Here is a 19,669-nt window from a genome sequence, read left to right on the forward strand (position 1 = left end):
TTTGGGCTTTTGGTAGATTCTACCTTGTGGTCGTTATCTGGTTTATAGTTCAAATATTGGTTTGTTGATATCTATACCTTTTGTGGTCTGTACTTGATCGATTACCAAATGGATCTTCTCAAATACATTGAAAAAAGACTGTAGTTCATCTTCACTAACGATTTCTCTTACTTGTTCGTTAAATTCCCTAATCGTGTTGACGGATATCTCCTTCTTCCTTTTTCCTTCATCTGTAAGAAAAATGCGGACTGATCGCTTATCAATGAGATCGGGCTTTTTATAAATCAACCCCTTTTCTTCCATTGTTTTCAACATCCTGGTAAGACTTCGTGTCTCCAGACCAAGCTTGGGAGCAATTTTCGTAGCTGGGGTTCCATCTTTGGAACTGATATTTATCAGGACAAAACCTATAGCCGTTGTAAAATCCTCTTCAGCTGCCTGCTGATTATACATTCTTGAGATAGCATGCCAGGCACTTTTTATATGGTAATCAACTGTCTCTTCTCTCTTCATCTCTACAGAATTCTTCAAATATTGAGGAAATCTAAATTACTAAAAATAATGTATGCATGCATACTATATTCGAAAAAAGTTATGCATGCATCACAAATTATTTTCGTAATAAATCATTTATCACGGTATAATCGTTCAATAAATGAAGAATTTTTAGGTCAATACAGAATAATTTCAAATAAAAGTCTCATTTAGTCAAATGATGTACTAATGTTAAAAAATAGTAAAATCATCAAATCAAGTCCTTCATTCTACGTAAATACGCTCAATCTCTTGACCATATTTCTGCATAATCACCTTGCGCTTCAATTTCATTGTCGGAGTCAATTCACCTGATTCGACTCCCCATGGTTCTGATAGAAGTTTGAAACGCTTGATTTGCTCCCATTTGCCAAAGTATTTGTTCAACTGCTCTACCTCACGTTCATACTTTTCCAGAATGTCCGGTCTCTGGATCATCTCCTCATCTGTTGTGTAGGGAATCCCTTTATGCTTACAATAGTCCTTTAAACCTTCAAAACTTGGGACTATAAGCGCACTCGGGAAATTTTTATTTTCCCCAACTACCATCAATTGATCGATCAGCGTAGATTCTTTGAATTTATTCTCCATTAGCTGAGGTGCGATGTACTTCCCACCGGAGGTTTTGAACATCTCTTTCTTACGATCTGTAATCTTCAAGAATTCTCCGTCTAGCTCTCCGATGTCACCGGTATGAAACCAGCCATTTCTAAGTACCTCTGCGGTCATTTCAGGCTGTCGGTAGTATCCTTGCATGACATTGGGTCCCTGAACAAGGATTTCGCCATCTTCTGCAATTTTTACCTTCACATCTTGCACCAGTTTTCCTACCCATCCAATTCTGATCTCCTCAGGAGTACAAACAGAAGCTGAAACTACCGGTGAAGTTTCTGTCAAGCCATATCCTTCGCAGACTTTGATTCCTGCCGCCCAAAAAACTCTAGCCAATCTAGGTTGCAAAGCGGAGGCCCCTGAATTAATCTGAAGCACCTCTCCACCCAAAGCTTCTCTCCATTTACTAAAAATAAGCTTATTAGCCATTTTCAGCTGAAAATCATACCATGTTCCCATTTTCTGTCCGGGATCATATTCCAAGCCTAGGTTTAAAGCCCAAAAGAAAAGTCCTTTTTTAATTCCTGAAAGCTCATATCCTTTAGCTATGATTTTATCATAGATTTTCTCCAAAAGACGCGGGACAGTATTGAAAGCATGTGGTTTGATCTCCTTCATATATTCTCCCAACCTATCTAAGCCTTCTGCATAATATATAGAGAAACCCAAATACATAAAACAAAATGCACCTGTTCGCTCATAAATGTGACATAGAGGAAGAAAACTTAGCACTCTAGATGTACCTTCTGCAGGTGTCATTATAGACGCAATAGAAACTACATTCGAGAGAACATTCATATGTGAAAGCATTACACCTTTTGGCCTACCTGTAGTCCCAGAAGTGTAAATAATGGTAAATAAATCATTTGGCCTGACTTCCTCTTTCAAAAGCTCCAACTCTGCAATGCTCTCAGTTATACCTTTTGCCAAGAAATCCTCCCAAAACACAGCTCCATCTATGTGCGAAAAACTGTAGATCAAACGTTCACCACAGACCTCTTTTGCTTTCTCATAGACAGTTTGGTCTCCAACGAAAATCATTTTGACATCAGCATGGTCAAATATGTATTCAAAATCAGATGAGGTAATGGTAGGATAAACGGGAACTGAAATGGCACCGATCTGCTGAAGCGCCAAATCAACGAAATTCCATTCCGGACAATTTTCAGAGATTATCGCAACTTTCTCTTCTTTTTTCAACCCGATCTTTAAAAAGGCTAGGCTTAGATTGTCAACTATTTCTTTGAATTCCCTAGATGAAAATGATTTCCACTTTCCGTTTTCCTTTTTAGATAGCGCTATTTCTTTATCATAAGTAGCAATTTGATAAGGTATCAAATCAAAAAGTCTTGAAGGCTTCATAGTTCATCATTTTGGGTTCTTATAATATTACCAAAATATGAGGCCATTACAAAGAGTTATCCACGCTCTCTTTTTATAGTAGTTGTAAAATAGATTTTTAAAAAAATTCTTTACTAAGGTTATTAGGACTGTGGATTTGTGGAAAAGCAGGTTGAATAATCTTCTCCACGTTATTAGTATTACTTTATTTCAGTTTCCCACGGGTTATCCTCTTTTTGTCCACATGTAAGTTGCTGTAGATGATGAGACTAATTCATTTGACTTATTTGTGTGGATAGGAACCTACATATTCTCTGTGGGGAAAAGTGCTGTGGATATAATGATTTTACAAGGTGGATAACTCCGGGCTTTTCCCCAAATAACCTATTGGGAGGTAATGCTTGAAATGGTCTGTGTATAAGTACTCGATTATCCTAGGCAACCCCACTTTTATCCACAGTTGGAACAGCACTTATCCACTGTTAGTTGGGGATGGTTTTTAAGCCTGTTTTTGGTGTGGATCTGATCACAAGATCCGTAAGGGTCCAGCCACCTCTGATAGATATATTCTTATTTCCTGTTTCTGGATCCAAGTAATAGAATGTCCGTTCTGCATTTCGTTTCTCTTCAAAATTGGCTGGATCCCAGCGCTGATTCCCGTTTGTATCTTCTATAATCCGGATTTGATAGTTCCCTGCTTCTATTAAACGGAAGGAAAAGTGATTTCCACTTTCCACATAAGTCTCTCTTTTTAGTTCTTCTTTACTATCTAGAAGCTGAATAATAAAAGGACCTTCTGCGTCTTCTATTGTTCCTGTTATGGCATCTGCAAGGGTTTCTTTTTTCAACTTTTTATAATTCGCTGAAAGTGCTACTTCGTTGTATTGACCCTCGATATCAATAAATGTAGAATCAGCTGCTTTTATAGAGAAGACTTCAAAAGGTATGGAATCTGGTATGTTGAGGTTTATTTCAAGCATATCCCTTTTTAATGAATCCTTAAAGCTTAGCATATCTTGGGTAATAGGAATAACAGAAGCCGTGTCGTAGGCCAGATAGAGTGAGTCGTAATTAATATTGTTAAGTGGTTTATTGAAGGTGAGTTCAATAGGAAGGTTTTGATAAAAGCTTTTCCCAGAATTAGCAGTTATACTGAGCTTTTCTGGTTTTCTATCTGATTCTTCGAATTTTGCCCAGATTAGTGAATCTACTTGGTATCCTACTGAATCTCTTAAATTAATATTAAGCGCTAAACTATCAGCTAGTGACTCTTTGGAATATAGGTTAATTCTTTTATCTCCCAGGGTATAAAATATGTCTTTGCCCAACTTCTCATTTTCCAAATATATTTCTAAAGGAGTTTTATTTAAAACGAGTGTATAAAAAGATCCGGTAGGAGAAGACCTAAGTAGTCTAATTGGGTTTTGATCTCCTTTCGAGAGATTAAATTGAATACCGTCAATATCTTGGTTGATATTAATTGTGTCTTTTATGAAGTCGAATGCTTCGGATTTGTATTCTGCTTTTAAGCTATTGTTATCATCCTGCCATGCATAGGCGAAGTACTTTCCTTCTTTGATATTTGTTATGCTGAATCTGCCTGCAGTATCTACTTGTGTCAAATAATATGGTGGTGCTAAAAATACGTTTGTGGTATCATCAATCGGATATAAGCCTACGATGCCATCTTCTAGTTTATCATTTCTTCCAGGGAAATAAGTATTTACTGATCCGCTGAATTTTAAACTGTCAATGCTTTCACCTGTTGAAAAGACTAGCTTAAGATTTTCTGCTGGATTTCCTTCTGATAGATCGGTGATGGATTTTTGGAAGTTGAAAACGTAGGTTGTGCTGTCTTCCAGCTCCTGATTAAGCTCTATGACCAACGTGCTCTTTATTGCCGTGAATATTACTTCATCCTTATTTATTCTGGGTGTGATGAGGATGTTTTTAGTGGCATTATCTAGTTTGATGTATTCGTCAAACACAATGGTAATTTCCTTGGGTTTGATGTTCAAGCTTTGATCCTTTGGATTCATCACCATTACTTTTGGAGGGTCTTCATCTCGTGGCCCACCCATAGGAGTGCTTTGTTTAGCACATGAAAAAGCTAGTAGGGAGTAAATTAAAAGAATTAATTGGTTAGTATATTTCACTTCTTTTTGAAAACGAATAAATTACTTGAATGATTTCCTGTAGTGTTTTTAGATGCTTCTTTATTGGACTTTTTACCAGATAAGATTGCCTTCCAATATTTTTGAATTATTGACTGCTGCGGGTTTGTGTATCCTTCGGAAAGTAGGGAAACGTAGTAGCTATCAAATTTCATTGGCATCTCGTCTACTAGCTGTAGATCAAAGATCTCTTGGAAGCTGTTAATAGCTTGATGATTGAAATGATAAAGGTGTCTGGGTACATCCCATCCAGCCCAATTTGTACCGTATTTTTTTGCATCATAACTTTCCGGATTAGGAAGAGCTATGATGATGTAACCATCTGATTTTAAGTGTTTTATAAGTGTTTTAAAGGTTTTTCTTAAAGTATGGATATGTTCTACAACATGATAAAGTGTTATCACATCAAAAGAGCCTTTAGGAAGGTCATTAATTGATTCATATACTTTTCTACTAAGTTTTGAGTTAGCCAAATTTCTGGCTTTTTCATTGGGTTCAATCCCTGTCACATTCCAGCCTTGCTCACTTGCCTTCATAAGTAACTCAGCAGTCCCACAGCCATAATCAAGATATTTACCCTTTAGTGGCTTTAGCTGATTTATATGCTTTACTTTTTGTGATACAGCGTATTTACGTACTTCTTGGTAGACAAATTGAGTCAGGTTTTTTGCCTTATCATCGTGAGAGAAATATTCTGGAAAATCATAATATGGAGCAATAGCTTCTTCTGTTGGTCTAGGGTTTGTGAATTTGAGACCGCAATTGGTGCAGTTGCAAATGATGAAAGACTCTTGGCTTACTGCATGGTCTTTTAACTCTATAGAATTAAGAAAACGTCCACTTTTACATAGTGGACATTTAGTAAGTCTTTCTAGCATTTTATCTTCCAAGATAAACGGTAATTATAGATAGGTCTGCAGGTGTGACACCACTTATTCTTGATGCCTGACCCATGGTTTCTGGCCTTATCTTATTCAGTTTTTGTTTTCCTTCCGCTGAAAGTGCAGGGATAGCTATGTAATCAAATTTTAATGGAATTTTGAAGTTTTCCATATTACTTAATTTTTCTACCATCTGCTGTTCTTTTTCTATATAGCTATCGTATTTGATTTGTATTTCTGCTTGTTCCAAGACATCTATAGCGTATTTGGAAAGATATACATCAATTTCTGGATTGAAAGTCTTTAAATTTTGAAGACCGATTTGTGGTCTTTTCAATAGCTTTTCAGCTGAAATCTTTTCCTTAATCGTTGCGGATCCTGCTTCTTCAAGACCTTCATTTACACTTTCTGGAGAAAATTTCTTTTGCTTAAGATCATTGATTAGTTTGGCTGTCTCCTCTTTTTTAGCATTCATTTTTGTTAAGCGTTCATCAGAAGCTAATCCAATATCATATCCTTTTTGTGTTAATCTTAGATCTGCATTATCCTGACGAAGTAAAAGTCTGAACTCAGCTCTTGAGGTAAACATTCTGTAGGGCTCATCTGTCCCCTTGTTAATGAGGTCATCAATTAGCACACCTATATAAGCATCAGATCTTTTCAAAATAAAAGGATCCTCTTCTTGGGCTTTTAGACTAGCATTTATTCCAGCTATTAATCCTTGACATGCGGCCTCTTCATAACCTGTAGTTCCATTAATTTGTCCAGCGAAATACAAATTTTCCATCAAGTGCGTCTCTAAAGTGAGTTTCAATTGAGTTGGTGGGAAAAAGTCGTATTCAATTGCATATCCCGGACGGAACATCTTAGCATTCTCAAATCCAGCTATTTTTCGTAACGCCTTATACTGCACATCTTCTGGAAGTGATGTAGAAAAGCCATTAATGTACATTTCTACTGTATTCCATCCTTCGGGTTCTACAAAGATTTGATGTCTGTCTCTCTCAGCAAATCGATTGATCTTATCCTCAATAGAGGGGCAATATCTTGGCCCAAGACCTTGGATTCTCCCATTGAACATCGGAGATCTATCAAAACCTTCTTGCAGACTGGAGTGAACATCTTTGTTTGTGTAGGTGATCCAGCATGTCCTTTGCTCTTTAAGCGTATTCGTAGTGTCAGAATAGCTGAATTTCTCTGGGTTTTCGTCCCCATATTGGACTTCCATTTTGGAATAGTCTAAACTTCTTCCATCTACTCTAGGAGGTGTTCCCGTTTTCATTCTACCAGACTCGAAGCCGAGTTCTACTAATTGCTCGGTAATTCCTTTCGCTGCCGCTTCTCCTGTCCTTCCTCCCCCAAATTGTTTTTCGCCTATATGTATTAATCCATTCAGGAAGGTTCCGTTGGTTAAGATGACACATTTAGATTGAATTTCCAGGCCAATACTTGTTCTGATCCCTTTTAATTCACCATTTTTCACCACGAGCCCAGTGATCATTTCCTGCCAGAAATCTACATTTGGAGTTTGCTCTAGCGCTAATCTCCATTCTTCTGCAAATTTCATACGGTCATTTTGAGATCTTGGGGACCACATTGCAGGACCTTTAGATCTGTTCAGCATCCTAAACTGAATCATTGACTTATCAGAGATTATGCCTGACAATCCGCCTAGAGCGTCTATTTCTCGTACTATTTGCCCCTTAGCCACCCCTCCCATTGCTGGATTGCATGACATTTGAGCAATGGTATTCATGTTCATAGTGCATAATAGTACTTTGGAGCCCATGCGTGCTGCGGCCTGTGCCGCTTCACATCCTGCATGCCCTGCTCCTACTACTATGACATCATATATTGGAAACATTGTATTCTTTGTTTACTGTTTCACGTGAAACACCAGTATGTTCTACTTCTAGTTATTATCTATTTCACGTGGAACGTTTAATTCTTTTCGAACAAATTAATAGCAAATTCCTCTTTGCTTCTCATCAATTTTGCCTCGGCTTTTGATTTGTCCTTGTATCCAAGTAAATGAAAAAGCCCATGGCTGATTACTCTGTTAAGTTCTTTTTCCTCATCAATATTTAAGAGCTTGGAGTTCTCCTTCACTCGTTCTATACTTATGAAGACATCCCCTTCTATGATCCCTTCTTCTTCTGAATTATCAAAAGTGATAATATCAGTATATGTGTCGTGATCTAAGTATGCTACATTGATGCTGAGGAGGTATTCATCAGAGCAAAACACATAATTTAGTTCCGAAATCTTATGATTATTATCCTCAGCGAGTAGCTTTAGCCAAGCTTTCCTTTTTCTCTTTTCTTTGAGGATAAATGAAATTTCTTCAGTAAAGAAATTAATAGGCATAGCTTAATTCATGTAAAATGATAAAACTGCCTTTGTGCCGTTTTCTTCAAATTTTACATCGTCAGAAAGATGCTTTATTAGAAAGATGCCTCTGCCCCCAGTTTTTTCTATGTTCTCTGGAGCAGTTGGGTCTTTGAGCTCATTGTAGTCAAATCCATCCCCTTCGTCCTGAATCGTGAATAAAAGCAGCTCTTCTTCGAGCGCTAATTCCAAATGAACGAGTTTGTTCTTATCACCTTGATTTCCATGAATGATTGCGTTACTAATACATTCAGTCACAGATATCATTATATTGCCATAGATATCATCATTGATCTCAAAATTTTCACGAGCGTTGTCGATGAAACTTTCAATTATTTTTATGTTCTCAATGAGAGAAGGAATAGAAATTTTTATGCTTTTCATCATAATTGTTTTCAATGAGTAATATCTACCTATTTTATTCTACTTCGATTAATATTGGACAATGATCGGAATGCTTAGCATCGGCTAATATGATCGAGCTTTTGATACGATTTTCCATTGGTGCCGTTGCCATGTGGTAATCAATTCTCCAACCTAAATTCTTTGCCCTGGAATTGGCTCTATAACTCCACCAAGTGTAATTGTCAGGTTGGTCATTGAATTTCCTGAAACTATCAACAAATCCAGATTCCGTGAATTTATCCATCCATGCTCGCTCTTCTGGTAAAAACCCAGAGGTATTCTTATTTGATTTGGGGTTATGAATATCTATCGCCTTATGGCAAATATTATAATCCCCACTCAGAATGAAGTTTGAATTGGTTTTTCTTAAATCTTGCGTGTAACCAAATATATCGTCTAGAAATTCATATTTAAATGTTTGACGTATATCTCCTGTGGTTCCTGATGGAAAATAAGCTGTTAGGAATGAGAACTCTTCAAAATCAACCTGAAGTAATCTGCCTTCATCATCATATTTTGAGTAATCCATTCCAAATTTCACTGATTTTGGTTTTATTTTACTCAATATTGCTACTCCACTATAACCTTTTTTAAATGCTGGATACCAATATATTTCATAACCTAAATCATGAAAAACAGAAGCATCTATTTGGTCTAAATTGGCTTTAACCTCCTGTAAACCAATTATATCTGGATCTACTTGCTTAAGCCAATCTATAAAACCTTTGTTTATAGCAGCACGAATACCATTTACGTTATACGATACTATTTTCACAATTTATTCAATTACTATTTCGTATTCCTTTTCAAAATATTCTAACACCTGAATCTTCAATAGCTTCTCTTGATCCAGCAGATCGAAATGAGGAAGCTCCTTCATTAATTTCCAATGAGGCCAACCCTCCTGATCCACATAGTCAAGTTCATAGAAGCCATCATAGCTCAGTACTTTACAAACAGCGATGTGCATTAGGTCCTGCTTTTGCTCTTTACTAAATATCTTATTCCCCTGTCCAAGTTCTTGAACACCAATAAGAAAGAGTACGCCATTTAAGTCCGCAGGTTTTTTTCCTATGGTTTCTTTTAGGCCTTCAAGTAATTTTGACCAACGTTTTTCTAATTCTAGATCGCGTTTAAACATTATAACCTACTGATTTTCAAGTGTTTCCCGGTATTCTGTAGCTCTTCTCAAGTGTGGGATTACTATTGTCCCTCCTATCAAAGTAGCAATTGAGAATACTTCAAATATTTGCTTTTTCGTCATGCCAACTTCATGACACTTCCCTAAATGGTACTTGATACAGTCGTCACACCTCAACACCATAGAACAAGCTAGTCCAATCATTTCTTTAGACTTTATATCTATCGATCCCTCAGCATATGCATTAGTATCAAGATTAAATATACGCTTGATTACTTTATTGTCTTCAGCCAAAATCTTATCGTTCATCTGGCTTCGGTACTCGTTGAATTCCTCTATGAGATTCATTAACTTAACTGTTTAGGAAAGAATTAAGTAGCAAATATACCACTATTTGCCCTTGGCAGATATGAACAAGCCTTTTTCACTATGCGTTTATTTTTTATAAAAGATTTTTTGGATTTAGTTTTTCCCCGTAATTGTCTCCTATGCGGGAGGTCTCTTTATGATCACGAAAGTAGCTTGTGCACAATTTGCAAAGGGACTCTCCCTGTTACTAGCTATCATTTAAGACCAATTGATAATGATTTAGTCGATAAGGTAAAAGGACTAAGTAACGTTAGTATGGTGATGGCTTATCTGAAATTTACCAAAGGAGGAAATAGTCAAAAGCTTCTTCATCAGCTTAAGTATAGAAATAAACCTCAGTTAGCCCAGGAGTTAGGATCGTTATATGGGAAAATCCTTCAAGATACTGGATTAGGGAATCACTGGGATATTGTCGTGCCTGTGCCTTTGCATCCGCTGAAACAACGCCGAAGGGGCTATAATCAGAGTGAATATTTTGGAATTGGACTTAGTGAGAGCCTATCAGTCAAGTTAGAAAGTAGGCTGACACGTCGAAAGTTTACAGAAACACAAACCCAAAAATCCCGACTGCAGCGAATGGACAATATGGATGAAGTATTCGAGGTTTCTACTCAAAGTTCTATTACCAATAAGTCAATTCTTCTCGTGGATGATGTGATGACGACTGGAGCCACATTATGCGCATGTGCCAATGTGCTTTTGGCAAACGGCGCAAAAAATGTAGATTTGGTTACTATCGCAGCTGGAGGATAAACATTATGATTGATATAGAATTATTGAAATACCCAATTGGTAAATTTCTGAAGCCAGAGAATATTTCAGACCAAAATCTTAAGGAGGCTGGCGCTTATCTACGTGCGTATCCAGAGTATTTGGAAGAAACAGTTAAGGAATTTTCCAAAGAACAGTTAGACACTCCTTATCGACCTGGAGGATGGACTGTAAAGCAAGTAGTTCATCATCTATCTGATAGTCATATGAATGCGTTGATACGTTTCAAATTGGCTCTTACTGAGGATAATCCTACGATTAAGCCATATAAGGAAGCTGCTTGGGCCCAAATGTCCGACTATTCACTAGCGATAAAGACATCTCTCTCTTTAGTGCAAGGAATTCATTTAAAATGGGCGGTTATACTTGAAAGCATGATGCCGTCGGATTTTCAGCGAACCTATTTTCATCCTGAACACCAAAGCTCTGTTCCATTATCTGAGGTGACTTTGATGTATCACTGGCATTCCATGCATCATTTGGCACAAATACAGCACTTAATCATTCGTGAAAAGTGGTAGGCATATTTCTACTTCCTGTCAAAAATTCTAAGGAATTACTGAGTTTTGCCAGTATTTTCAATCTATGAAATCGAGCATGATCCCGTACCTACGGGATCACACGAGGGATGAGTATCAATTATGCGAGATTCTCCCGAATGAAGTTCGGGAGAGGCTATGTGGCTGATAAAAATCAATTTTAAGCAGATGAATATTTCCCTCAAAAATCAACGAATTCTTGTTACCGGAGCTTCCCGTGGCATAGGTAGAGCTATCGCAAAGCAGCTTTCTGAATCGGGAGCTGAAGTGATTATCCATTTTAATAGCAATGCTGCAGAGGCGGAAAAGCTTAAAGCTGAATTAAAAAAACCATCATTTATCGAATCTTGCGATCTGTCTGATGTAAACCAAGTCATTGGGTTTATTCCCAAATTGGTAGAAAAATATGGACCCATTTCTGGATTGGTAAATAATGCAGGAATTGCGCGCTCCGCCCCCGATGTTCTTCCAACAAATGAATGGGTCAAAATCTGGCAAGAAACGCTGCTGGTAAACGCTACTGCTCTGGGAATTCTCTGTAAAGAATTTGTAGAGCATGCGTTAAAACACCAAAACGGTAGAATTGTAAATATCTCATCCAGAGCAGCTTTTCGTGGAGATACCACAGACTACATAGCCTATGCGGCTTCAAAAGGCGCAGTTGTGAGCTTGACAAGATCCATAGCCCGACATTACGGTAAGCAAGGAATAAAGGCTTTTCTAATCGCACCTGGTTTTACACGCACAGATATGGCTGATGAAATCCTGTCTGAATATGGAGAAGAGTTTGCGCTAGATGATATTGCTTTGAATGAGTTGACCAAGCCGGAGGATATTGCTCCGATGGTGACACTCCTTTGCTCGGGTTTAGCCGATCATGCTACCGGTGCCAGTATCGACATTAATGCGGGGTCGTATGTACATTGAGCATCGCATGAATCCCTAAGCATATTTATTTATGCCACAAAGGCAAAAAGCTAACAATATTCTCTCCCCAGAACTTATTAAAATTCTGAAGATTTTTGGCCTAGTATCTGTAGGCTTGGTTTTGCTTCTTTCCTTTTTCAATACCAAACGAGCGAACAACACTGGAAAAGACACGACTTTCCGAATGGCTTCTTCGAATCGCATTTATTTTCTGAATGTACGTGCTATCAACTATGATAGAGAAACAAGGTCGGATGCTGGAATGGTACTTTTTCGTCATTGGAAAAGAGAAATTTCTGAAAATAAAGCCTCTCTGGATCTGGTGATAATCCTCAATAGTCAAAAAGAGGAGGCCTATATCTACATGGAACCAGTAAATATGGATTGGCCGCTCGAAATCCGAGTTTCTATGGACGGTAAACAAGAAGAAGTTCAACTTCAGAACGGCAATAATTCGGAGTTCCTAAAGTATGTTAGACAACTTGAACCTTGGATAGCCAATGATGCCAAATTTGAAATAAGGCAAAACTCGGCGTGGGTCGATATTTGGTCTACGCCAAAAGAAAAAGAGGCCTTAAAAACTTTAGTGGAAGACTATTTTAGATTGATTGATGAAAGAAGATAATTCTATGGAAAACCCGAATCCGCAATTAGAGCACTTCAAAAAATTAATTGGAAAAAAGCTGGATAAAACCCCATCGATGGCTGGTAATTGGCTTGAAGGGACACTTCTGGAAATTGAAAAAGGTTTTATAAAAGTATCTTATATAATCACTCCAGCCATGTGTAATCCTGCCATAATTCTTCACGGTGGCGTCGCCTCATTGATGATGGACGATGTGATTGGGAGGGGTAATTATGTAGCAGGTTCCGAGTATCTTATGACAAGCATCAATTTAACTGTTGACTTTTTATCAGCAGCACAGATTGGCGAAAAAGTAGAAGTCTCTGCAAAATTACTTCGGTCTGGAGCCAACCTAAATCATTGGGAAGCCGTAATCACTAAGGAATCAGGTAAACTTGTGGCCAAAGCCAGCTCTAACATGATCAAAACTCATATAAAGCTAAGTGAGCTAGGATTTTAAACTTTTACACAACTTAATTTTACACAAATGAAATCGAGCATGACAAATGCGTCACACAGAGGGATGATTATCAACCATGCGAGATTCCTCTCGATAGCTATCGGATGACCATTAAAAACAATCATAACATATGAAAAAAATCGTACTCATTACCCTTTTAGGGCTCTTTTCTTTGGCAGCTTTTTCTCAGACTACCATCACTTTTCACCAAAGCAACCTACCTTTCATAGGAGTTAATTACCAATTTGGTGAGCGCTTTATCCCTGAGTTCCGTGTAGGGACTGATGCTTATTTTAGTAATTTGAGTGCGGAACTCGTGGCTAATTATATTTTCAAGAAGACTGATCGATTTGAGTTTTATGGTGGGGTTGGTCCAAGAGTTGGGAGTTTTTCTGGTATAGTTGTACCGGTTGGGTTAAATATTTATCCCTTTGAACAAAAAGATTTTGGATTTCATATAGAGGGAGCGCCAATTATTGTTCTCGATAACGACAATTCTATTTTTCGTGGCTCATTTGGACTGAGGTATCGATTCAGCAAAAATTAGAATTGCTTCATTTTTACCATCAAATCCCATACTGCTATCCCAAGTGATACAGAAATATTCAAGGAGTGCTTGGTGCCCAACTGTGGGATTTCCAATACCGCATCGCAGGCATTGAGCACTTCTTCTTCAACCCCAAAAACTTCATTTCCGAATACTAGTGCATATTTTTTCCCTTTTTCAGGAATGAAATCATTCAGCATTTCCGAGCGATCTACTTGCTCCAATCCACAGATTTGATAGCCTGCAGCTTTCAATTTTTCTATGGCTATCATGGTATTCAGGCAATACTCCCAGTCTACCGATTCTGTAGCGCCTAGGGCAGTCTTTTGAATATCGCGATTAGGGGGAGTTCCTGTAATCCCGCAGAGGTAAATTTTTTCTATACCAAAAGCATCACCAGTACGGAAAGCAGAACCGACGTTATTTAGGCTTCTAATATTGTCCAGAACCAGCACGATCGGGGATTTATCCATTTCCTTAAATTCTTCCACAGATACTCTTTCGAGCTCTTCCATGCTTAATTTTTTCATCCTCTTTTGTTCTGCTTTATGAATGGCTTATTTTCGACTTTATTCTCCTAGTGAGTTTTCGAAATTAAGTATAAAAGTAAGCATACCCCATGAGTAAGTCTAAAGACGGCAAAGAAACGCCCTTAATGAAGCAGTATAATGCGATAAAAGCTAAGCATCCAGGTGCGTTGTTGCTTTTTCGGGTTGGGGATTTTTATGAAACATTCGGAGAAGATGCTGTGCGAGCCAGTAAAATCCTGGATATCGTTCTTACAAAGCGGGCTAATGGCTCTGCATCCCACATAGAACTTGCAGGATTTCCACACCACTCTTTAGATACTTATTTGCCAAAATTGGTGCGTGCTGGAAATCGCGTAGCAATCTGTGATCAATTAGAAGACCCGAAGTCTGTAAAAGGCATCGTAAAGCGAGGAGTTACAGAATTAGTGACGCCAGGTCTTTCTTTTAATGATCAAGTGCTCGATACCAAGAAAAACAACTATTTGGCATCTATTTCTTTTGGCAAGGATAAGCATGGAATCGCTTTCTTGGATCTTTCAACAGGAGAGTTTATGTGTGCAGAGGGGACTGCATCCTATCTCGAAAAGCTGATCCAGAGCTTTGCGCCAGCGGAAATAATTTACTCCAAAGCTGCTAAAAAGCCTGCTGCTGATCTGCTCAAGAATGATTTCATCACCTTTCATTGTGAGGATTGGGTCTATCAATATGACTTCACCTACGAAAAGCTCAAAACGCATTTCAGTACCGCAAATCTCAAAGGATTTGGTATAGAAGAACTGGCGGCTGGAACTGTGGCAGCAGGGGCAATTTTGTATTACTTGGAAGAAACGGAACATAAAGAAATTCAGCACATTTCTTCTATCTCACGCATTGCCGAGGAGAAATACGTGTGGTTGGACAAATTCACGATTCGAAACCTAGAGCTTGTATTTCCGCAGCACGAAGGCGGAGTTCCATTGATCAATATTTTGGATCAGACGGTGACACCAATGGGTTCACGGATGATGAAAAAGTGGATGGTGCTGCCGCTGAAGGAGAAGTCAGCAATAGATGAGCGCTTGAATGTCGTCGATTTTTTCTATCAAAATTCAGTGTTGATTGAAGAAATTGTAGATCCACTCAAGCATATTGGAGATCTGGAGCGATTGATTTCCAAAGTAGTGGTAGGTCGGGCAAATCCACGTGAAATCAATCAGATCAAACGTGCGCTGAACAACATCCAGCCAATCAAAGAACTTCTCAAAACCCAGAAGAATCCGACATTGAAGCGGCTTTCTGATCAGCTCCACCCTTGTGAGTTTTTACTTGAGAAAATTGACAAAGAGTTAAAAGAGGACGCTCCTATGCTTACTCATCAAGGTGGAATTATCAATGACGGAGTTGATCCGGAATTGGATGAATACCGAGGATTGGCAAATACCGGAAAGGATTTTCTCGTCCAAATTCAGCAACGTGAGGTACAGAAAACAGGAATTTCTTCACTCAAAATAGCCTTCAACAAAGTCTTTGGATATTATCTTGAAGTTACCCATTCCCATAAAGACAAGGTGCCGGCGGAGTGGATTCGTAAGCAAACACTTGTAAATGCAGAGCGTTATATCACGCCGGAACTGAAGGAATATGAAGATAAAATCCTGAATGCAGAGGATAAGATGATTGCGATTGAACAACGCTTTTTCTTGGCGCTAGTACAAGAGACGGCGCAATTTGTTACTCAAATCCAGCAAAACGCCAGAGTTCTCGGCACACTGGATGTCTTACTTTCTTTTGCCCAAGTAGCACTTTCCAATGGCTATTGCAGACCAAAAATCTCAGAAACAGAGACACTCGAAATCAAGGACGGTCGTCATCCTGTTATTGAAAAGCAGTTGCCTCCGGGAGAGAATTATGTTCCGAATGATATTTACCTGGATCACGATTCTCAGCAGATTATGATCATCACAGGCCCCAATATGGCTGGTAAGTCCGCCCTACTGCGTCAAACAGCCCTGACTGTGCTAATGGCACAGATGGGGAGCTTTGTGCCGGCATCCTTTGCTAGAATAGGTATTATCGATAAGGTATTTACCCGTGTGGGCGCTTCGGATAATCTTTCCAAAGGGGAATCCACCTTCATGGTGGAGATGACCGAGACAGCAAGTATTCTTAATAATTTGTCAGATCGCAGTTTGGTGCTGATGGATGAAATTGGCCGGGGAACGTCCACTTACGATGGGATTTCCATTGCTTGGTCAATTGTAGAATACTTGCACAACCATCCGACTTTCCGTGCAAAAACACTTTTTGCTACGCATTATCATGAATTGAATCAATTAGCTACTGATTTTCCGAAAATCAAAAATTTCAATGTGTCGGTGAAGGAAGTTGGAAACAAGGTGATTTTCATGCGAAAACTAAAGCCGGGAGGAAGCGAACACAGCTTTGGTATTCATGTGGCTCAAATGGCAGGTATGCCTAATCCAATCGTTTTGAGAGCAGCAGAAATCATGTCTCATTTGGAGAAAGACAAGGCTGTAGCAGATCAAAAGGAAAACATTAAATCTATTCCAAAGAACAACTATCAGCTAAGTATGTTTGAATTGGATCCAAAATTTCAGGAGGCAAAAGAATTGATTGAAGGAATTGATATCAATGCTATTTCACCTATTGAGGCACTTTTAAAATTGCATGAAATCAAAAAGAAAATCGAAACATAAGAATTTCGGTTTCGTGTATTAACTTACGTTTTAAGAAAAAGATTTTTTTTTATGGATAAAGTATTGCTGAAAGATTTGAGGAAGCAAAATACGTACACTCAGTTTTTTCAAGAGTGGAAAGAACAGGAGTTTCAAGAATATCCTGATGAGCAAAAGAAAATGGATGAGCTTGAACAGCTAAGCCAGAACATCGGCATGCGGGAAGGAATTACCATTGGCTGTTTTGATTATAGAAATTTAAACTTGGCATTTTTTACAGGGAATGTAGAAGAACTGACAGGATATCCCGAGTCCATTTTTCGGGCTAAAGGAATGGAAACATCTTTTACGATGATCCATCCGGAAGACAGGCCTGAGCTATTTCGCTTTCAGAAAATAGTTTTTGATAGTTTCCATCAGCTCACTTTGGATGAGAAGCATACATTTGAATTTTCATATACCACCCGCTGGGTGCATCGTAAAACCAACGCAATCTCTTGGATGCTGGGGAAAGTACGGCCATACTTGATTGATGCTGCGGGTAATTTTGCAATGGATCTACATATCATTGTCCAGTTACATACACCACCCAAAACAACTGGGTATGATTGGAATTATTCGTATCAAAAAGAGGATAATACGCGGATATTTGTGAGCAAGAATTCGCCAAATAGCAGAGTAGTTGCCTTGACTAAAAAGGAAAAAGAGATCGTAAAGTTGATTTTGGATGGTAAAGAGTCCAAGGAAATTGCCGAGGAGTTGAATATTTCTGTGAATACAGTAGCCACGCATAGAAAAAACATCCTAAAAAAGCTCAAAGCAAGGAATGTGGGAGAAATGGTGAAAATTTTATCAATGTATCCTTTCTGATACTTCCTTGAAAATCAATGATAAGTGTGATTAATAAAAGAAATCACTAAAAAAATAACGGAGGAATGCTTGTGATTTTATTTGTGACGCTTACCTTTGCATCCACAATTCAACTGGATCACGTTCCAGTTAACACAACGCGAGAGTAGCTCAGCTGGTAGAGCACGACCTTGCCAAGGTCGGGGTCGCGAGTTCGAATCTCGTCTCCCGCTCAAAAAGCCCTTGATTCAAGGGCTTTCTTGTTTCACGGAACTAGTAGCTTGGTAATCCAAGTGAAGCCGGGATGGTGGAATAGGTAGACACGCAAGACTTAAAATCTTGTGGCCGTAAGGCCGTGCGGGTTCGATTCCCGCTCCTGGTACATAAGCCTCACAGAAATGTGGGGCTTTTTGTATTTTACAGGGTAATCGGCAATAATAATGGAAATATCACATCAGGAAATATCCTCGTATAGGATTAGGGGAAATCAAGCTTCTTATCACTTGTACATTCATTTTTTTGTACTTTAAAACCTATGAATGAATTGGAATTGTTATCAGCAGATTGGCCCGCCGTAAAGCAATGGCTAATTGTCGGAGGCATTGCGCTTGGTACATTTTTGATTTTTCTTTTTCTAGCCAGAAAATCACGGGCTCTGCTGAGTAAAAGATTAATCAAGAGAATGGACGACGATCTGCTGGCTAATTTTTTAGCTGGGGTTTTTGGGTCTATTGTGATTCTGATTGGTTTGCTGATCGTATTCCGGATTATTGGCTTGACCGGAGTGATCTCAGGGATGCTGGCAGGAGCAGGTATTTCCGCCTTCATTATTGGTTTTGCATTGAAGGATATTGGAGAAAACTTCCTAGCTGGAATTATACTGGCTTTCAAGCGACCATTTAGGGTCGGGGATATTGTAGATATAAATGGGATGAGGGGCCAAGTACTTACCCTTAACCTCAGAGATACGCAGATCAAAACCGGTGACGGAAAAGATGTATTCATCCCCAATGGGATGATCCTCAAAAATCCTCTGGTCAATTTTACTATAGATGGATTTCTGCGCTATGACTTCATAGTTGGGCTGGATTATGGTTCGGATTACCAAGCTGCTATTGAAGTGATCTCGTCCGCAATAGTGCAGGTTCCTGGAGTTTTGGATAGTGCTAAATTGCCATCAGTTTGGGTGACTGAGATGGCTGAAAGCACACTGAATATTCAGGTGACTTTTTGGGTAAACACCTTTGATCGTGCAATATCCGACGCTGTCGTAAAAAGTTCAGCAATTTTGATGGTACTAACGGCATTAGAAAAGGCCGGCTTTAATATGCCGGGCCGAATTGTAGAGTTGAAAAATCATCAGGGGAAAGAATTAAAAACTTCCACTACTGATTCTTTATGATTTGATGATTGCTTCTAAATCTGCCGGTGAATAAGCTACGGATTTCAGTGTTTTTCTATCCCCTTCTCTAAAGACCAAGTACAAATCCCCTTCTTTTTCATAGAAGCACTCAGTACCTTTTGCGTTGTAGTGTGCTACAGTGGCTTTGGCCTCATCTTCAGTTTTGCAAGCTTTGCTCATATTAGAGCGCTGCACTTCGTCGAAAAGCGTTTTAAATTTTTCTCCCAAACCAAATTCTAAAATTGCCCCGGAAAGCACGTATTGTAAGTCACAAAGGGCATCTGCTACTTCAACCAAGTCATTATTTGCAATAGCTTCTTCAAGTTCTTTTAGTTCCTCGGCCAAAAGAGAGACACGGAGATCGCATCTTACTTTATCTGGGATGGTGGGAGAAGGTAAGACTGGGTGCTTGAATGTTTCGTGGAATAAGGCTACGGATGTAAGTGACTTAGGGTCTTGCATAAGATTGTGATAGATGAAAGGCTGAAATAACTAAAAA

Annotated in this window: 21 protein-coding genes, 2 tRNA genes and 1 pseudogene; 12 read left to right on the forward strand and 12 right to left on the reverse strand. The window is 38.7% G+C overall.

Features of this window, described 5'->3' with window-relative positions; translation table 11 throughout:
- Positions 1–42: 42 nt before the first annotated feature.
- From SYJ56_RS01565 to SYJ56_RS01610, 10 genes are all read right to left on the reverse strand, one after another.
- Entirely contained in the window at positions 43–513 is a 471-nt protein-coding gene (locus SYJ56_RS01565; RefSeq protein WP_323831757.1) for a MarR family winged helix-turn-helix transcriptional regulator, read from the reverse strand.
- A 246-nt stretch (positions 514–759) separates the two neighbouring features.
- A complete protein-coding gene (locus SYJ56_RS01570) occupies positions 760–2,508 on the reverse strand; it encodes an AMP-dependent synthetase/ligase (protein WP_323831759.1) in 1,749 nt (582 codons plus the stop codon).
- A 461-nt stretch (positions 2,509–2,969) separates the two neighbouring features.
- Entirely contained in the window at positions 2,970–4,568 is a 1,599-nt protein-coding gene (locus SYJ56_RS01575) for an Ig-like domain-containing domain (RefSeq protein ID WP_323831761.1), read from the reverse strand.
- Between the two features lie 71 nt (positions 4,569–4,639).
- Entirely contained in the window at positions 4,640–5,551 is a 912-nt protein-coding gene (locus SYJ56_RS01580; protein ID WP_323831764.1) for a class I SAM-dependent methyltransferase, read from the reverse strand.
- Positions 5,541–7,406, reverse strand: coding sequence for a tRNA uridine-5-carboxymethylaminomethyl(34) synthesis enzyme MnmG (gene mnmG / locus SYJ56_RS01585; protein ID WP_323831766.1), 1,866 nt, complete (start codon positions 7,404–7,406; stop codon positions 5,541–5,543). Before mnmG ends, SYJ56_RS01580 begins: the two co-directional genes overlap by 11 nt.
- Positions 7,407–7,483: 77 nt before the next feature.
- Complete coding sequence (gene ybeY, locus SYJ56_RS01590; protein WP_323831768.1) at positions 7,484–7,909, reverse strand: rRNA maturation RNase YbeY; 426 nt, start codon at positions 7,907–7,909, stop codon at positions 7,484–7,486.
- Between the two features lie 3 nt (positions 7,910–7,912).
- Positions 7,913–8,314, reverse strand: a complete 402-nt coding sequence (locus tag SYJ56_RS01595) for an ATP-binding protein (protein ID WP_323831771.1) — start codon at positions 8,312–8,314, stop codon at positions 7,913–7,915.
- 34 nt (positions 8,315–8,348) lie between these two features.
- Positions 8,349–9,110, reverse strand: a complete 762-nt coding sequence (locus SYJ56_RS01600) for an exodeoxyribonuclease III (protein ID WP_323831773.1) — start codon at positions 9,108–9,110, stop codon at positions 8,349–8,351.
- A gap of 3 nt (positions 9,111–9,113) precedes the next feature.
- Positions 9,114–9,476, reverse strand: a complete 363-nt coding sequence (locus tag SYJ56_RS01605) for a hypothetical protein (protein WP_323831775.1) — start codon at positions 9,474–9,476, stop codon at positions 9,114–9,116.
- A gap of 6 nt (positions 9,477–9,482) precedes the next feature.
- The gene (locus SYJ56_RS01610; protein WP_323831777.1) at positions 9,483–9,824 is read right to left on the reverse strand and encodes a carboxymuconolactone decarboxylase family protein; all 342 of its coding nucleotides are present in this window, start codon (positions 9,822–9,824) and stop codon (positions 9,483–9,485) included.
- Between the two features lie 81 nt (positions 9,825–9,905).
- Here SYJ56_RS01610 and SYJ56_RS01615 point away from each other — a divergent pair.
- From SYJ56_RS01615 to SYJ56_RS01645, 7 genes and pseudogenes are all read left to right on the forward strand, one after another.
- Positions 9,906–10,019 (forward strand): annotated as a pseudogene (locus SYJ56_RS01615) (double zinc ribbon domain-containing protein); the annotation flags it as partial.
- An 87-nt stretch (positions 10,020–10,106) separates the two neighbouring features.
- Positions 10,107–10,598, forward strand: coding sequence for a ComF family protein (locus tag SYJ56_RS01620; protein ID WP_323831887.1), 492 nt, complete (start codon positions 10,107–10,109; stop codon positions 10,596–10,598).
- A gap of 5 nt (positions 10,599–10,603) precedes the next feature.
- Positions 10,604–11,137 (forward strand): YfiT family bacillithiol transferase, encoded by a 534-nt coding sequence (locus SYJ56_RS01625; RefSeq protein ID WP_323831778.1) that lies wholly within the window; start codon positions 10,604–10,606, stop codon positions 11,135–11,137.
- A gap of 186 nt (positions 11,138–11,323) precedes the next feature.
- Positions 11,324–12,082: an SDR family NAD(P)-dependent oxidoreductase gene (locus tag SYJ56_RS01630; RefSeq protein ID WP_323831780.1), complete on the forward strand. Its 759-nt coding sequence runs from the start codon at positions 11,324–11,326 to the stop codon at positions 12,080–12,082.
- 31 nt (positions 12,083–12,113) lie between these two features.
- A complete protein-coding gene (locus SYJ56_RS01635) occupies positions 12,114–12,707 on the forward strand; it encodes a hypothetical protein (RefSeq protein WP_323831781.1) in 594 nt (197 codons plus the stop codon).
- A gap of 4 nt (positions 12,708–12,711) precedes the next feature.
- Positions 12,712–13,167 (forward strand): PaaI family thioesterase, encoded by a 456-nt coding sequence (locus tag SYJ56_RS01640; RefSeq protein WP_323831783.1) that lies wholly within the window; start codon positions 12,712–12,714, stop codon positions 13,165–13,167.
- Positions 13,168–13,297: 130 nt separating this feature from the next.
- A complete protein-coding gene (locus tag SYJ56_RS01645) occupies positions 13,298–13,714 on the forward strand; it encodes a hypothetical protein (protein WP_323831785.1) in 417 nt (138 codons plus the stop codon).
- On the opposite strand, the gene SYJ56_RS01650 is transcribed toward SYJ56_RS01645, so the two are convergent.
- Positions 13,711–14,244, reverse strand: a complete 534-nt coding sequence (locus tag SYJ56_RS01650) for an RNA methyltransferase (RefSeq protein ID WP_323831787.1) — start codon at positions 14,242–14,244, stop codon at positions 13,711–13,713. The two genes, SYJ56_RS01645 and SYJ56_RS01650, sit on opposite strands and share 4 nt — an antisense overlap.
- A gap of 89 nt (positions 14,245–14,333) precedes the next feature.
- On the opposite strand from SYJ56_RS01650, the gene mutS reads away from it, so the two are divergent.
- The 5 genes from mutS to SYJ56_RS01675 all read left to right on the forward strand — a co-directional run bounded on the left by mutS (position 14,334) and on the right by SYJ56_RS01675 (position 19,170).
- Entirely contained in the window at positions 14,334–16,940 is a 2,607-nt protein-coding gene (mutS, locus tag SYJ56_RS01655) for a DNA mismatch repair protein MutS (protein WP_323831789.1), read from the forward strand.
- Between the two features lie 51 nt (positions 16,941–16,991).
- Entirely contained in the window at positions 16,992–17,789 is a 798-nt protein-coding gene (locus SYJ56_RS01660; protein WP_323831791.1) for a LuxR C-terminal-related transcriptional regulator, read from the forward strand.
- 139 nt (positions 17,790–17,928) lie between these two features.
- Positions 17,929–18,001, forward strand: a tRNA-Gly gene (locus tag SYJ56_RS01665).
- Positions 18,002–18,066: 65 nt separating this feature from the next.
- Positions 18,067–18,150, forward strand: a tRNA-Leu gene (locus SYJ56_RS01670).
- A gap of 153 nt (positions 18,151–18,303) precedes the next feature.
- Positions 18,304–19,170: a mechanosensitive ion channel family protein gene (locus SYJ56_RS01675; protein ID WP_323831794.1), complete on the forward strand. Its 867-nt coding sequence runs from the start codon at positions 18,304–18,306 to the stop codon at positions 19,168–19,170.
- On the opposite strand, the gene SYJ56_RS01680 is transcribed toward SYJ56_RS01675, so the two are convergent.
- Positions 19,165–19,632, reverse strand: a complete 468-nt coding sequence (locus SYJ56_RS01680) for a nucleoside triphosphate pyrophosphohydrolase family protein (RefSeq protein ID WP_323831796.1) — start codon at positions 19,630–19,632, stop codon at positions 19,165–19,167. The two genes, SYJ56_RS01675 and SYJ56_RS01680, sit on opposite strands and share 6 nt — an antisense overlap.
- Positions 19,633–19,669 lie beyond the last annotated feature (37 nt).

The organism is Algoriphagus aurantiacus (genome assembly GCF_035156405.1).
GTDB lineage: Bacteria > Bacteroidota > Bacteroidia > Cytophagales > Cyclobacteriaceae > Algoriphagus > Algoriphagus aurantiacus.